The organism is Endozoicomonas sp. 2B-B (genome assembly GCF_053470045.1).
On the sequence record NZ_JBLZMU010000001.1, the window covers coordinates 2,954,339 to 2,968,992 of the forward strand.

11 protein-coding genes and 1 riboswitch are annotated in these 14,654 nt (G+C 48.1%); of the genes, 10 read left to right on the forward strand and 1 reads right to left on the reverse strand.

Annotated elements, in window-relative coordinates:
- Window positions 1-401: 401 nt before the first annotated feature.
- The 10 genes from ACOMHB_RS11555 to ACOMHB_RS11600 all read left to right on the forward strand — a co-directional run bounded on the left by ACOMHB_RS11555 (window position 402) and on the right by ACOMHB_RS11600 (window position 14,260).
- Window positions 402-563 carry a hypothetical protein gene (locus ACOMHB_RS11555; RefSeq protein ID WP_422137765.1) on the forward strand — a complete coding sequence of 54 codons (162 nt, stop codon included), beginning with the start codon at window positions 402-404 and terminating at the stop codon, window positions 561-563.
- 353 nt (window positions 564-916) lie between these two features.
- The gene (locus tag ACOMHB_RS11560; protein WP_448216718.1) at window positions 917-1,414 is read left to right on the forward strand and encodes a transposase; all 498 of its coding nucleotides are present in this window, start codon (window positions 917-919) and stop codon (window positions 1,412-1,414) included.
- Entirely contained in the window at window positions 1,411-2,415 is a 1,005-nt protein-coding gene (locus ACOMHB_RS11565) for an IS3 family transposase (RefSeq protein ID WP_448216719.1), read from the forward strand. Before ACOMHB_RS11560 ends, ACOMHB_RS11565 begins: the two co-directional genes overlap by 4 nt.
- A gap of 656 nt (window positions 2,416-3,071) precedes the next feature.
- Window positions 3,072-4,541, forward strand: a complete 1,470-nt coding sequence (gene guaB, locus ACOMHB_RS11570; RefSeq protein ID WP_448216720.1) for an IMP dehydrogenase — start codon at window positions 3,072-3,074, stop codon at window positions 4,539-4,541.
- Window positions 4,542-4,671: 130 nt separating this feature from the next.
- Complete coding sequence (guaA, locus tag ACOMHB_RS11575; protein WP_448216721.1) at window positions 4,672-6,249, forward strand: glutamine-hydrolyzing GMP synthase; 1,578 nt, start codon at window positions 4,672-4,674, stop codon at window positions 6,247-6,249.
- A gap of 289 nt (window positions 6,250-6,538) precedes the next feature.
- Window positions 6,539-7,069 carry an REP-associated tyrosine transposase gene (locus tag ACOMHB_RS11580; protein WP_422413704.1) on the forward strand — a complete coding sequence of 177 codons (531 nt, stop codon included), beginning with the start codon at window positions 6,539-6,541 and terminating at the stop codon, window positions 7,067-7,069.
- Window positions 7,070-7,281: 212 nt separating this feature from the next.
- Entirely contained in the window at window positions 7,282-7,791 is a 510-nt protein-coding gene (locus tag ACOMHB_RS11585; RefSeq protein WP_448216722.1) for a GNAT family N-acetyltransferase, read from the forward strand.
- Window positions 7,792-8,100: 309 nt separating this feature from the next.
- Window positions 8,101-8,294, forward strand: a riboswitch (Lysine riboswitch).
- Between the two features lie 181 nt (window positions 8,295-8,475).
- Window positions 8,476-10,071 carry a Na+/H+ antiporter NhaC family protein gene (locus ACOMHB_RS11590; RefSeq protein ID WP_448216723.1) on the forward strand — a complete coding sequence of 532 codons (1,596 nt, stop codon included), beginning with the start codon at window positions 8,476-8,478 and terminating at the stop codon, window positions 10,069-10,071.
- A 338-nt stretch (window positions 10,072-10,409) separates the two neighbouring features.
- Window positions 10,410-10,838 (forward strand): CesT family type III secretion system chaperone, encoded by a 429-nt coding sequence (locus ACOMHB_RS11595; protein WP_448216724.1) that lies wholly within the window; start codon window positions 10,410-10,412, stop codon window positions 10,836-10,838.
- On the forward strand, window positions 10,835-14,260 hold the full coding sequence (locus ACOMHB_RS11600) for a DUF4135 domain-containing protein (protein WP_448216725.1): 3,426 nt from the start codon (window positions 10,835-10,837) through the stop codon (window positions 14,258-14,260). The genes ACOMHB_RS11595 and ACOMHB_RS11600 overlap by 4 nt, the downstream gene beginning before the upstream one ends.
- On the opposite strand, the gene ACOMHB_RS11605 is transcribed toward ACOMHB_RS11600, so the two are convergent.
- Window positions 14,257-14,631, reverse strand: coding sequence for a tetratricopeptide repeat protein (locus tag ACOMHB_RS11605; RefSeq protein WP_422133422.1), 375 nt, complete (start codon window positions 14,629-14,631; stop codon window positions 14,257-14,259). The two genes, ACOMHB_RS11600 and ACOMHB_RS11605, sit on opposite strands and share 4 nt — an antisense overlap.
- Window positions 14,632-14,654 lie beyond the last annotated feature (23 nt).

The window sequence follows — 14,654 nt, forward strand, 5'->3', positions numbered from 1 at the left end:
ACAGTCTTCTGTGACAAACAAGCATAGAATTGCCGTAGATCCCATTTGATAATTATTAATTTGTCAATCAAAGTTGACCTGTTAAATAACAGTTTTTATTTTTACCGACTGTATTGTTTTGATATCCATGGAGTCTGAGAAAAAATAGCAGTGGGTTCAGGATGTAGCAAGATTGGCTCTGTATGTAGTTTGGGTGTTGGTTTTGAACCGGTGATATTCACCATCCCGATCAGGAATAAATCGATTGATGTCAGAACGGCTAGTGAATGCCGGTAGTCATAGAAAAGCCGGAGGAGGATATTTTTTCTTTAACAGTTTGTAATCTATTAACCTGATGGCTTGATAAAATTATTTTTTTCAGGGCTGCGTGTTTTTCTAATGTTTACAAGTTTTGGAGATACATGGATTACCTTCTCAATATTCAAGTTCGTAAGGTCAAGGAAGTCATTATGATGGGTATCCTGAATAATGAGTCCCTGCGGAACGTTAAAACCAAGTTAATGACGGCATCAACGACATCAAAACCAGCTAACTTGATTTTTCCAGCCAGTCATCGGCTTTGATTGGCACTGGCTACATCTGAATAAGTACCACTTATTACTGGCATAAATTGGTTTCAGGTCAGGACTGATAAGAACAGTTTTCATGGTCTGGTTCATTACTTTTTGTGGTTCTCTATTTGAATAAAGAAAACTAATCAGCTCGATAGATGGGAAGTTCTTTTTGATCTGCTTAACAAAATTTTCAATGCAATTAGTAGCAGACGAAATGCAGGCATTGCGAAAAATAATGGCTAACTTGTCTGATCTCTAATGATCTCAGCTAAGGTTTCAAGGGCCCCCTCTGTGTCAGGCTAGATGTCGCCTCTTTTGATTCATGACTCTCAATAACTGAGAGCATTCAGAAAGAGGCTGTTATGGCTCGCTATTCCAAAGAAATGAAAGAGTCCATTATCCAGAAGATGATGCCGCCCAATAATGTTTCCGTGACTCAGCTTAAAAGAGAAACCGGCATTACTGATGCAACCCTGTATACTTGGCGCAAACAGGCAAAAGCGCAAGGTGTAGCCGTGCCCGGTGATGGTAAGAATCCTCAGCAGTGGAGTGCTGAAAACAAGTTCGCGGTTCTGATGGAAACCGCCAACATGAACACAACAGAGCTATCCGAATACTGTCGTAAGAAGGGCCTCTACTACGAAGACTTGCAGCAGTGGAAAGCTGATTTTATCGCAGGCAGCACAAAGCCTGCTGAATCCCGTCAGGTACAGGCCGCTGCCAGACGAGATGACAAGAAGCGCATCCTGAAACTGGAAAAAGAACTCAAACGCAAAGACAAAGCACTTGCTGAAACCGCAGCATTGTTGGTTCTAACAAAAAAGGCAAACGCGATCTGGGGGGAGCGCGAGGACGATTGATTCCTCTCCCTGATCGCAAGGAAGCCGTTGCTTTAATCCAGGAAGCTGTTTCACAGGGTGCACGTAAAGTGAAAGCCTGTGCTGCGCTCAACCTGTCGATACGCACGGTTCAGCGCTGGCAAACGGATGTGGAACAGGTACGGGAAGATCAGCGTCAATACGCAGACCGGCGAATACCTGCCAACCAACTGACCAAGAGTGAGCAGAACGAGATTCTGAAAGTCTGTAACAGCGAGCGATTTAAAAGTAAGTCGCCAAGCCAGATTGTACCGACACTGGCCGACGAAGGTGTTTATATGGCTTCTGAGTCAAGCTTTTATCGAGTGCTCAAGGCCTATAATCAACAGCATCACCGCGGTCGCAGTCGGAAGCCCGGAAAGCGGAAGCCAACATCGCATCGGGCCACGGGACCAAATCAGCTCTGGTCGTGGGATATAACCTTTTTAGGGTCACCCATCAGGGGTAAATATTATTACCTCTATTTGGTTCTGGACGTCTATAGCCGCATGATTGTGACCTGGGAAGTCCATGAGAGGGAGTCTTCTGATCTGGCTGCTCAGATGATCCGAAAAGCGTTCATGCAGCATAAGATCAGCCTTAAGGAACAACCGCTGGTCCTGCATTCGGATAATGGCAGTCCGATGAAGGGGGCGACCATGCTGAGTACTCTTCAGCAACTGGGTGTACAGACATCGTTCAGCAGGCCACGCGTGAGTAACGATAACTCATACTCAGAGTCAGGCTTCAGAACCATGAAATATCGTCCCGGGTATCCGAATCACTTCTCCAGTCTGGAGTCAGCCAGAAAGTGGGTGTACGGGTTCGTAAACTGGTACAACATGGAGCATAAGCACAGTGGCATCAAGTTCCAGACCCCCTACGACAGACACACAGGGAAGGCTCAGAAAAAGGTTCTGAATCGTGAAAGAGTTTACCGTAAAGCAAAAGAGCAACACCCTGAGCGATCAGAGAATCAGCAGCATTGTGATTTAGCTGCATAAGTTGAGGCGACATCTACCTTGAAAGTTACCGGGCCATTGGTCCTGTCTTTTTATTGTGAGCTGCGATACATGTTTTTGGAATATCAGAATTAACATCAGAGTCAAAAGTAACCAAAGGGATGCCCACTGAGTCTGCTTTTTCCAGAATGGGGTTGACGCATTGATGACACTTTTCAATTTAGGCAACAGTCAGTCGTTTAGCTTTGCAAAAATCCTGATGAAAATACCAAACGTTTCTTGAAACAACACCTTCGGGTGATGATCAATAATCGTAAACTCATGTACTGTGTCGGTTATCTTGTTTAGCAGACCAGCCGATAGTCCGGATTCTCAAAATCTGAGTCGGTGTCCGTTTGTGTAGACGTAGACAGAACAGAACACAAAAAAATTGTAAAGATCGATGGTACAGGACCTGACTGTCTGCAGCGCTTTCGAGAGCAAGAAGAAGCTGACACTGTTCGCGGCTGATATTGCCGGGCTGCTACCCTCTTATACCCTGATTTCTCAAGGGAAAAAGATCTTGAGCCGCCTCTTGGTATTTTTGTATGCGCATTCAAACTATTTGAATGGATTTTCTGTTTTATTGATAATGATCTTGATGTATAATCCACGGGATTCTTTCCATCCACTCAATACACTCGGATCGGTAACAGGTAATGCTGAGAATCGCCCAAGAAGCCCTCACTTTCGATGACGTCCTGCTTCTGCCCGGATATTCAGAAGTTCTCCCCAAAGATGTTTCTCTGACCACAAAACTGACTCGCGAAATCGAGCTGAAAACCCCCCTGATTTCGGCAGCCATGGATACCGTGACTGAAGCTCGTCTGGCCATTGCCATGGCTCAGGAGGGTGGGATTGGCATCATTCACAAGAATATGACTGTTGCTCAACAGGCCAATGAAGTTCGCAAGGTTAAAAAGCATGAAAGTGGTGTGGTCAAGGACCCTATTACGATTGACTCGGCAGCGTCGGTCAGAGATCTTCTTGAACTGACCGGTCGTCATAAGATATCCGGAGTTCCTGTCCTGGATGGCAGTGATCTGGTCGGTATTGTCACCAGCCGTGACGTTCGTTTTGTCTCCAATCTGGACAAGATTGTGGCTGATATCATGACCCCTAAAGAGAGACTGGTCACTGTGAAGGAAGGAACTGACCAGGAGGCCGTTCGCAAGCTGCTTCATAAACATCGTATCGAGAAAGTGCTGGTGGTTAATGAGGCGTTTAATCTGGTCGGTATGATGACCGTAAAAGATATCAAGAAAGCCCAGGACTACCCTAACGCCAGTAAAGATTCCCATGGTCAGCTGAGAGTGGGTGCGGCAGTTGGTACCGGACCTGAAACCCCGGAGCGAGTCGCTGCTCTGGTCGATGCTGGTGTTGACGTTGTGATCGTTGATACCGCTCACGGTCACTCCAAAGGGGTTATCGAGAGGGTTCGCTGGGTTAAGGAAACCTATCCACAGGTTCAGGTTGTTGGCGGTAATATTGCTACCGGTGCAGCAGCCAGGGCCCTGGCTGATGCAGGTGCCGATGGTGTGAAAGTGGGTATCGGTCCCGGCTCAATCTGTACTACTCGCATCGTGACCGGTATCGGTGTACCGCAGATTTCTGCGGTAGCCAACGTTGTGGCAGCCTTGGAAGGAACGGGTATTCCGGTGATTGCCGACGGCGGGATTCGCTTCTCCGGTGATCTGGCTAAAGCCATCGTAGCGGGTGCCAGTGCGGTCATGCTGGGAAGTATGCTGGCAGGTACCGAGGAAGCTCCCGGCGAAGTTGAACTGTATCAGGGCAGAAGTTACAAAGCCTATCGTGGCATGGGTTCCCTGGGTGCCATGGCTCAGGCTTCCGGCTCCAGTGATCGTTACTTCCAGAGTGCGGAAGCCGGTGCCGAGAAGCTGGTCCCGGAAGGTATTGAAGGTCGTGTACCCTACAAAGGGCCGCTGAATGCCATTGTCCATCAGATGGTAGGCGGTCTGCGTGCTGCAATGGGATACACCGGCTCGGCAGATATGAAGACCATGCGCACGGTGCCTGAGTTCGTTCGGGTGACCAATGCGGGTATGAAAGAGTCTCATGTCCATGATGTAACCATTACCAAAGAAGCACCCAATTACCGGGTGGGTTAATTTGATTATCCCTTGAACTGTTGGCTCTATCATCCGCAGTTTAATGAATGTCGTATCAGTAACAGGCCTTCATCCACCTCGAAGACCGCTTGTTGCTTGTCGTAGCAGTTATCTAATTTTGAGAAGACACATGTTAGAGGATATCCACGCCGAACGAATTCTGATTCTGGATTTTGGTTCCCAGTACACACAGCTGATCGCCCGACGTGTACGTGAGATAGGCGTTTATTGTGAGCTGCATCCCTATGATATGGATGAGCAGGCTATTGTCGAGTTTGCCCCCAGGGCGGTGATTCTTTCCGGTGGGCCTGAATCTGTGACCGGTGATGCTTCGCCTCGCGCGCCGAAGACTGTTTTTGATCTGGGGGTTCCTGTGTTGGGTATCTGCTATGGCATGCAGACTATGGCAGGGCAGATGGGTGGCAAGGTATCGACCTCAAATCTGCGTGAATTCGGTTATGCCAAAGTGAATCTGGAAAACAAGGTCAGACTGTTCGATGGCATTGAAGACCATGTGAATGAGCAGGGTCGTCTGAGTCTGGATGTCTGGATGAGTCACGGCGACAAGGTTTCCCAGCTGCCTGAAGGCTTTGTGGTAGCGGCTTCTACCGATTCCTGTCCTCTTGCAGCCATAGCCTGTGAAGAGAAGCAATACTACGGTGTCCAGTTTCACCCCGAAGTGACTCACACCAAACAGGGCGGTCGCATCCTGGAACGTTTTGTCATTGATATTGCCGGCTGCCAAAAGCTTTGGACTCCGGGACAAATTATTGAGGATGCCATTGCCCGCGTTCGGGAACAGGTGGGTGATAAAACCGTACTGCTGGGTCTTTCTGGCGGTGTTGATTCCAGTGTCGTGGCAGCGCTGTTGCACAAGGCTATCGGTGATCAGCTGGTTTGTGTCTTTGTCGATAATGGTCTGCTGCGTCTGAATGAAGGTGATCAGGTGATGGCCATGTTCGCTGAGAACATGGGGGTACGTGTTATTCGCGCTGATGCTGAAGAGCTTTTTCTGGACAAGCTAAGAGGTGTTCAGGACCCTGAGGCCAAGCGAAAAATTATCGGTAACACCTTTATTGAAGTCTTTGATCAGCAGGCTGCTGCCCTGGATAATGTCCAGTTCCTGGCTCAGGGCACTATCTATCCTGATGTAATCGAATCAGCAGGCGCCAAGTCTGGCAAGGCCCATGTCATCAAGTCACACCACAATGTGGGTGGTTTACCTGAAGATATGGCGATGGAGCTGGTTGAGCCTCTGCGTGAACTGTTCAAGGATGAGGTGCGCAAGATTGGTCTTGAGCTTGGACTGCCCTATGACATGGTTTATCGCCACCCATTCCCCGGCCCGGGTCTGGGCGTAAGGGTACTGGCAGAGGTCAGGAAAGAGTACTGCGATATTCTCCGTGAGGCAGATGCCATTTTTATTGAAGAACTGCATAAAGCCGACTGGTATCACAAGACCAGTCAGGCCTTTGCTGTCTTCCTGCCGGTTAAATCCGTAGGTGTGGTTGGTGACGGTCGTCGTTACGAGTATGTGGTGGCTTTACGCGCGGTAGAAACCATCGACTTTATGACGGCTCGTTGGGCCCACCTGCCTTATGAACTGTTGGAGAAGGTTTCCAGCCGGATCATCAACGAGATAGAGCATGTTTCCCGGGTGACTTACGACGTATCCAGCAAGCCACCTGCGACGATTGAGTGGGAATAGAATCGGGTATTGACTGGTTGAGTGAAATGGAACGGCTTGTCTAAGGATGAGCCGTTTTTTTTGAGTTGTTCCCACGCACCAGAGGATGCCGCAAAACTCTGGCTTTCACACTAAGTGTGTTATGCGAAACTGAGTCGGCAAGTAAGCTGTTACATGGCCAAATCAAACATTTGAGTAAATTGCAGAACCAAGAATATGAAAAAAATTGCAGTACTTTCTGATATTTGGCTCGTTCCCACGCTCCAGCGTGGGAATGCATATCAGACTGACAGTTCACTCGGAATTAAATATGGGTAGAAGTCGATACAAATTTACGGAGCCAGACCAACCTCATTTTATGACAATAACCGTTCTGCACTGGATCTCAGTTTTTACCAGACCTGAGACTGTCGCCATACTTCTCGACTCAATGAGGTACATGATGAGTCAGGGGATGAAAATACACGCTTATGTGATTCTTGAAAACCATCTTCACCTTCTAGCTCAAAGTCAAGAGCTGGATAGAGACATAGCAAAATTCAAAGCATATACAGCCAGACAACTGCTCAAATGGTTGACAGAGCGGAATGTAACAACATTACTGGATCAGCTGGCTTTCTACAAAAAAGCACACAAGGGCGACAGGGCCTATCAATTCTGGCAGGAAGGTGTACATCCTGAGTTAATCCAGAGTGAAAGCATGATGAAACAGAAAGTTGAATATATTCATCAAAACCCGGTGAAAAGAGGTTATGTCGATAGGGCGGAGTACTGGCGTTATTCCAGCGCAAGTAATTACGTCGGCGTCGAAGGTTTGTTGGAGGTGGATCGGTTATGGTGAGTCAGGTATGCATTCCCACGCTGGAGCGTGGGAACGAGTCACATTCCTCCAGCCCGGAGGTAGGTCTGCAAGAGACGTCAGGAAAGATAGTTCATGGGCTTGCTCTGCGCAAACAGAGATTTGTGACAAAAGAGATTTGTGACACCCACTCTAGAGAGGGAGCGAGTTGTACTAGCCAACCACAATCAACATCACAGTGAACATCAAGAAAAATGATAAGAATTGCAGAAACTAAAGACAGTTCTGATATCGCAGCACTTTCAATACAGATTTGGCTCGATACCTACGCAAAACGAGGGGTTAGAAAATCCATTTCTCAGTACGTATTGAGTGAGTTCACAGAGCAAAATATTGAGATCAAGCTCAGCTCTGAAAATGAAGTCTACTTTATAGCCATCGAAGATGATCATTTGGTAGAGTATCTCTCTCTGAACGTTTCTGCTAGATGCCCTGTTACAGGTAGCAAAAAACCTGAACTTGACAGGTTGTATATTCAGGAGAGCTTCACTGGAAAGGGTTTGGGCTCCAAGCTTCTGCAAGAAGCCTTAACATTTTGCAGCTCGGCTGGGCTCGAACAATTGTGGCTGACTGTATTTCATGAAAATACACGAGCACTGAAGTTTTATGAGAAACACGGGTTCAAAGAAATTGGCTTGACCTATTTTGAGCTTGAGAACGAAAAACATAAAAATTATGTTCTAAGCACATCAATTGCTGTATAGGTGGAATGCCTGACAGGCTAAATAACCGGAAAATATTTTTTGTAGAGAGCAAAAACTTCATTAGCTAAATCTCACAATTGTCAATCATCCAGCGATGTGCATAATTACCGCCCATCAGCAGGAGTGACGTGGCAGGATGCTGTCGCTACACTTCTGCCTGTGATCCTCTTAATAAACACCATAAGCCGGGTTCGTTTCAGGTTACAGAGCCTGTAAGAGAGCGGTTATGAGTGAAAGGGTGTTTCTCTGCAAATGGCAGAGGAATTTCCCACAATAATCAGCCTTGATCTCTGGAATCCATGGATCAAGACTAAAAGTAGAGGCGCACCGTTTATCAGTAATCCGTAGCAGGGTGACTCCGTATGTCCTGGATTGACCAGGACAGAGAGCCGGATGAAAGGAAAAGGTGCCGAAGCAGAGTCGTCGTCAAACTCATCTGCTGGTGGTACATCGAAGAGGTGTATCATTGTCACAGTTTTTTACTGTGGAGCGCTACTGGACAATCGTTTCTGAAGGACTTTGCCCAAAAGGCAGGTTGCTCAGCAACAGGCAGATACGGGCTCTATCCGGTCGTATTCTGCTTCAATCCATTGCCCTCCTGATCCTGTCTCGTGAATTAAGCTTAAAGTCGGCAGTCATGAATATTCTGCCCTCCGGACGTGTTCACCCAAAAGATCAGTATTTATGGAATTACTCAGTTACAGCACATCATCCTTGTCATTAGTCGCTCCGGCAGTGGCTATTATCCTGGCGATTCTGACTCGTCACGTCCTGTTTTCTCTTGGCGCAGGTATCCTTGCCGGTACGCTGCTGCTGACTGACTTCAGCGCCGGCAGAACGTTTTCTTACTTGCTCAACAGTTTTGCCGGGATATTTTGGGATAATGGTCTCAATACAGGCACTGTCTTTATTCTGCTCTTTCTGGTGATACTTGGCATCATTACCACCCTTATAGGTGTTTCTGGTGGCGCCAGAGCCTTTGGTGACTGGGCTCGTCAGAGAGTAAAATCCCGTCAGGGATCACAACTGGTGACTGTGTTGCTGGGTATCATTATCTTTATTGATGATTACTTCAACGCTCTGGCCGTTGGCAATATTGGTCGTCCCATGACAGATCGTCAGGGTGTCTCCAGAGCCAAGCTGGCTTATCTGATTGACTCAACGGCTGCACCGGTCTGTGTTATTACACCAGTTTCCAGCTGGGGTGCCTACATTATTGCCCTGATTGGCACTATTCTGGTGGCCCATGAAGTGACCGATATCACTGCTATTGGTGCTTTTGTCAGCATGGTGCCGATGAACCTCTACGCTGTCTTTGCTCTGGCGCTGGTGTTTTTTACTGCGGCCATGGATTTAAACATCGGTCCTATGCGGACCCATGAGCGCCGTGCTCGAGCCGGTGAACTGTATGACAGCCGAAAGGGGACTCCTCCCGGATCTTCTGAGGCCATCAGTAGCAGTGTAAAAGGAACGGTTGCCGATCTTGTGATTCCTGTTCTCTCTCTGGTGATCGCGACGACGGCTTCCCTGATTGCTACGGGCGCTTCTGCGCTCCTGGAAGCCGGTACGCCGTTCTCTATTCTGGGCGCTTTTGAAAACACCAATGTGGTCAATTCGCTTATCTATGGTGGTCTTGCTGGCCTTCTGGTCACGGCGCTCAGAATGCTCAGCCATAATCTCGATGCCTCCACCTGGGGAAAGGCGGTTTTAGAAGGTACACGCTCCATGCTGCCTGCCATTTACATTCTGGTACTGGCTTGGGTGCTGGTGGATATCATCAGCTCTCTGGAAACCGGCAAGTACCTGGCTCACCTGGTCAGCAGCTCGAAGATTGATACTGGCTATTTACCTTTGATTCTGTTTGTGGTCTCCGGCGCTATGGCTTTCTCAACCGGCACCAGCTGGGGCACTTTCGGCATTATGTTGCCCATAGCGGGAGATATGGCTGCTGCAGCAGATATTGCCATGATTCTGCCGATGTTGGCCGCTGTTCTGGCCGGTGCGGTGTTTGGCGATCACTGCTCACCGATTTCCGATACCACGATTTTGTCGTCTACAGGGGCCTCCTGTCACCACATTGATCATGTGATGACTCAGCTTCCTTATGCCCTCAGTATTGCTGTTGTGGCTATGCTGGGCTATCTGGTGATGGGGCTGACGGATTCTTCAATCATGGGCTTTTTTGCTTCCGGAGCTGGTTTTATTCTGCTTGTGCTTGTCTTTCGCAAGATGTCCGTCAGGCAGATGGCTAAATCTGAAGATCACCTGGTGGCAGAATAAGCTCAGACGGTGTTTACAGGTTATAAGTACTCAACCATACGAAATCATATTTTCTGACTTATTGTTCAGGCACTCGCGGCAACTGCTCCTGCGTTGCTCTAGCTCCTGCATCCATGCAGTCGTGATGCGTTGCAACTCTGGTCACATAGCTTGCTATGCTCCCGTCGTTGCGCCTTGCAGAGCACCTGCCCAATAAGCCAGAAATATTCGATTCCGTATGGCTGAGTACTTAATACCGGGAGATTTTTTCCGGTACCTGCCGAAACAGTATTTCATAGTAAACTGTAATTAATACCCCATCAGAAGGCATGGATGCCTTCACCCGGAGCAGGGAAGCTATGAGTTTCGACAATCTTATGAAAGCCGTTGCCCGCAATAATCAGCTGGGTGAACTGGACTTTCGCGATAACCGCTATTATCTCACCATCGACAGCCGCATTGAGTTCACCTGTTTTCAGGCCAATGGGCGATTCTTTATCCATGGCGTCATTGCCCAGCTGCCACCCGGCGAAAAAGATCGGGAAAATATCCTCCGAAATCTGATGGCCAAAACTGTGGGTCTGGCGACTACCCAGCGGGTTATTTTGTCCATAGAGCCTGAGAAAGATGCATTAGCTTTACATTACTCCTGCCCGCTTCAGGGGATGGATGACAACCTCGTTGAGGAAGCTCTGGCTGAGTTTGCCAATAACTTTGAGTATTACCTCAAAGAAATCAGTCAGGAGCAGACTGTTGTGCCGACCATGCCAACGATGATCATGCCATGATGGATCAGGTTTCTAATCATTCCTTATTTGGCTGTCTTGTAACCTGGGCAGAAAACTCAAACGATGGGTATAACGGACTTCGTAAGGCCAATGAAGCTTTTTTGAAGGCGGTGATCCGATACAGCTGTTTTAACGAACTGCATCTGTTTCTTCATGAAGGGCAGATTTCTGCTTTCAGGCAAGACTGGAAAGAATACCTGCGCCAGTACGGGGCGGGTAAAAACATCACTATTCTGCCGGTTCACGATCTGCCTTCCTGTTTTCAGAGACATGCTTATACCGTTTTTCATTGCGGCGATCCCTATATATCAGACCTCGCCACTCTGCGAGAAAGACATGCGTCCAGTTTATTCCCTATCACTGGCAGGGCTCACAGTCTCAGTGATGATGCCCGTTTATCCCGGGTCAGGGATTTGATCTTCTCTTCCGTTAAACCTTGTGACTCCATCCTCTGCAGTTCCACAGCTCAGAAAACCGTGATGAAGCGTCTGATCTCTTCGGCCAGTGCCAGTGTCAGTGATACTGTGGGCAGGGCTGTTCCTTATCGTGGGCAGGTGAGTCTTATTCCGCTGGGTATTGAGCCGGCCAGACAAGAGGCTGTCTCTTCCAGAGAAGGTAATGTGCTTCAGATACTCTGTCTTGGCAGGCTGTCAGCAGCCGATAAAATGGACCTTCATCCATTATTACTGGCATTGAATGATCTGTTTGAGGAAGGAACCGTTTCCCGGTTTCAGTTGGTGATTGCAGGGGCTGGTGATGCCTCCGGCGAATATGTTCGCTCATTACTGGCTCAGGCCTATGAGTTTAATCTTGAAGATTGTATTCGCTTTGAACTCACCGTTGATGATGAGAAGCGGGAGCAGTTGCTGGCTGAAGCGGATGTGTTTGTTTCTCTTGCAGATAATGTTCAGGAGAGCTTTGGGCTGGCTCCGTTAGAAGCAATGAGGGCAGGTATTCCGGTGATTCTTTCAGACTGGAATGGCTATCGAGACTTGATTGTTTCCGGGCAGGAAGGTTTTCTGATCAAAACCACCTCGGCTGACCATGATGCTATTTCCCGTTCTCTCAGCCTTGTCAGCAAAACTCAGGCTCAGTTGATTCAGGCTCAGGGAGTCGCTGTAGATATAGAAGCGTTGAAAACAGCCTTGTCGACATTATTAATGGATGAATCTACCCGGAAAGAAATGTCCGATGCGGCCATCCGGAGGGTGAATGAAACCTTCAGCTGGCCTTTGCTGATTGATCAGTATCACCGGCTGGTAGACGATTTGAGGCTGGAAGCATCAAGAATACGACATCATCAGGGTAGGGCAGTGGGTATGCCCTACCAGGACGTGTTTGGGCATTATGCGTCTGTGGCTCTGCAGGAAACGGACTTCCTTGTAGCCACCGACAGAGGTCTCCGGGTTCTGTTGATGTCGGAGAGAGGTTTCTTTTTCAATCAGCTGAATCATCTCCTTGATAAAAACGAAATAAGAGAGGTGATCAGTAAACTGGTGACACCTCAAAGCGTCAGCAACATGCAGAAGCTGTTTCCTGAAAGGCAGACCTTATTATTTCTATTATCCTGGATGTTGAAGTATCAGCTGGTCTCTTTTTCCGATGAGGCAGAGGGGCGCAAGCCCTCTTTCGCCGGATTACCGGACTGGTTCAAGGTTGAAGATCCCTGCCCGGTGTGTGGCCTGGTCTTTCCCGAGCAGCTGAGATCCAAATGGATCAAGCCCGTTATCACTCAATACGTCCAACTCATTCAGAGTTATGTGAATGACATTGATAGTTCTGAAAAGGGTTCCGAAAATAGCTTGATTCAATCCATTGCCCAGGCAGTCATTGAATGGATGGATGACAGGTTGCTGCAGGCCATAGGCTGGTTTGCAGAAGATCATACACTGACCAGTTACGGTGAAGTGCTAAAGCTGCTGGAATCCAAAGGGGTGGAGGCACTGATTGAAGCTTATCCTCACTGGTATCGAAACATTCAGAAGGAGTTTTTCCAGCAAGTCAGAGTGATTCGTACACTGCTGAGTCGGGTAAAGCAGGACTTGTCAGAGATCAATCATTACTTTTTTTCAGGAAACCCTCAGCTTAAAGAGAGCCCTCAGTTTAAAGAGAGCCGTAAGCTGGCTTCTGGTCTGATTTCTATCCGTCATTTGCAATCAGACGCTGGATCGCCCGTTTACCAGTTGACGTTTAACAATGGTGAGCATCTGGTATACAAACTCAGGGATCTTGCCATTGACCAGTTATTACTGGGTGATAAGCGGAGCATGGCCCAGTCACTGAATGGCTGGTTGCAGGACTCGGAAGCTCTGGGTGTATTCAGGATACTGAATAAGTCTTCCTACGGTTATGTTGAGTTTATTGCTCCGGAAACTCTTTCTGAGTGTAATGATCCGGCAACTTACCATCGTCGCATGGGGGTGGCAGGCGGCTTCTGTCTTATGTCGGGTCTGGCAGATATTCACAGCAAAAATCTTCATATCAATGGTAACAAGCCTTACCTTATTGATGCTGAGACAGCACTGCACAGTGCTGTGATTATGCAATTGCAGGCAGAGTTGCAAAATCCCGAGCTGGGTTTTTTAAGAGGCATTCGGGATTCCAGCCTGGGCCTGACCGGTTTGATGAAAATCTGGGAAAATTTCCATACCTGTCAGACTCATTACCGTTCCGTTAAACTGGAAAATGGTGAGCTGGTGGCGGAACAACCGCAAAAAATCACCCCTTTTCTGGATCATCTGCTGATGGAAGAGGGTCGACACTCTCTGGATAATCATCATCCACCAGTGGCCTCTCAATATAGCAAGGCGTTTGTGGAAGGCTTTAGAAGTTCAGTGTCTGCTATTTCTCAACATTCACAGCAGTGGTGTGATTACCTGAAGTCGATGGCGGGCTGTGAGGTGAGGTATCAACCGCGCTGGAATCTGAATGATGCTCGCAAACAGTTTCGTGACCTTCATGTCGCTAGAGAGTTGCAGGATATTTCCAGAGAGCGCCGCAGAGGATATTTTCTGCGACTGGCAAGACGCATCACGCTGGCCGCCGAGCTCAGTCAGCGCTGGCTTGATGTTCCGTGGCAGGAACCGGTCAGTGCTCTGGCTGAGTCGGTGACCGATGGGTGGCTGGCTCTGGAGCAGCGTGAATTTGTCAGAAAGCTTGGAGAGCTCGGGGTATTTGTCCAGCGATACGATGGAACTTTGGAAGAAATAAGTCGTCATTACTTCTCTGCAAATACCATAGAAAAACAGTCAGAGTTGATTGCCAGCCTGACGGATCACAAGCTCAGGGATCGATTCCTGAATGCCTGTCAGCAGATGATTGAAGGTTGGTTTGAGCAACATATCAATGCGGGAGAAGGAATGCCTGAAGAGCTCAGGCATGGGGTTTTGGAAGCGTTGGCTGACAGGGAGAGAAAGACTTAACCCTTTCTGATGTTCTCCAATAGCTCTTTGGCCATGATGGTGGTCTCTTGGTCACCTTCTTTGTTGGCTGTGGTCAGGTAATCTTCACTTTCCTTATTCCTTCCTTCCATCATCAGAGCCATACCGATAAAGGCTTTAACCGTCGGGTTGTCAGGATCTTTTGGGATGGCTTCCTTATGAAGAATCTCGAGGGCTTCCTGATTCATCTTTTTATTAATGAAGGTCAGGGCAAAGCCCAGAGTAGGCAGGATGCTCTCAGGTCTGGCTTTCTCCAGAGCGCTGAAAATACCGAAAGCATGTTTTGACATACCCACGCTGGAGGCCATAAAGCCTACATCTGCCAGGGTTTTGATTATTTTTTCATCGGTCATGTTTCAGGCCTCTTGCTGTTTAC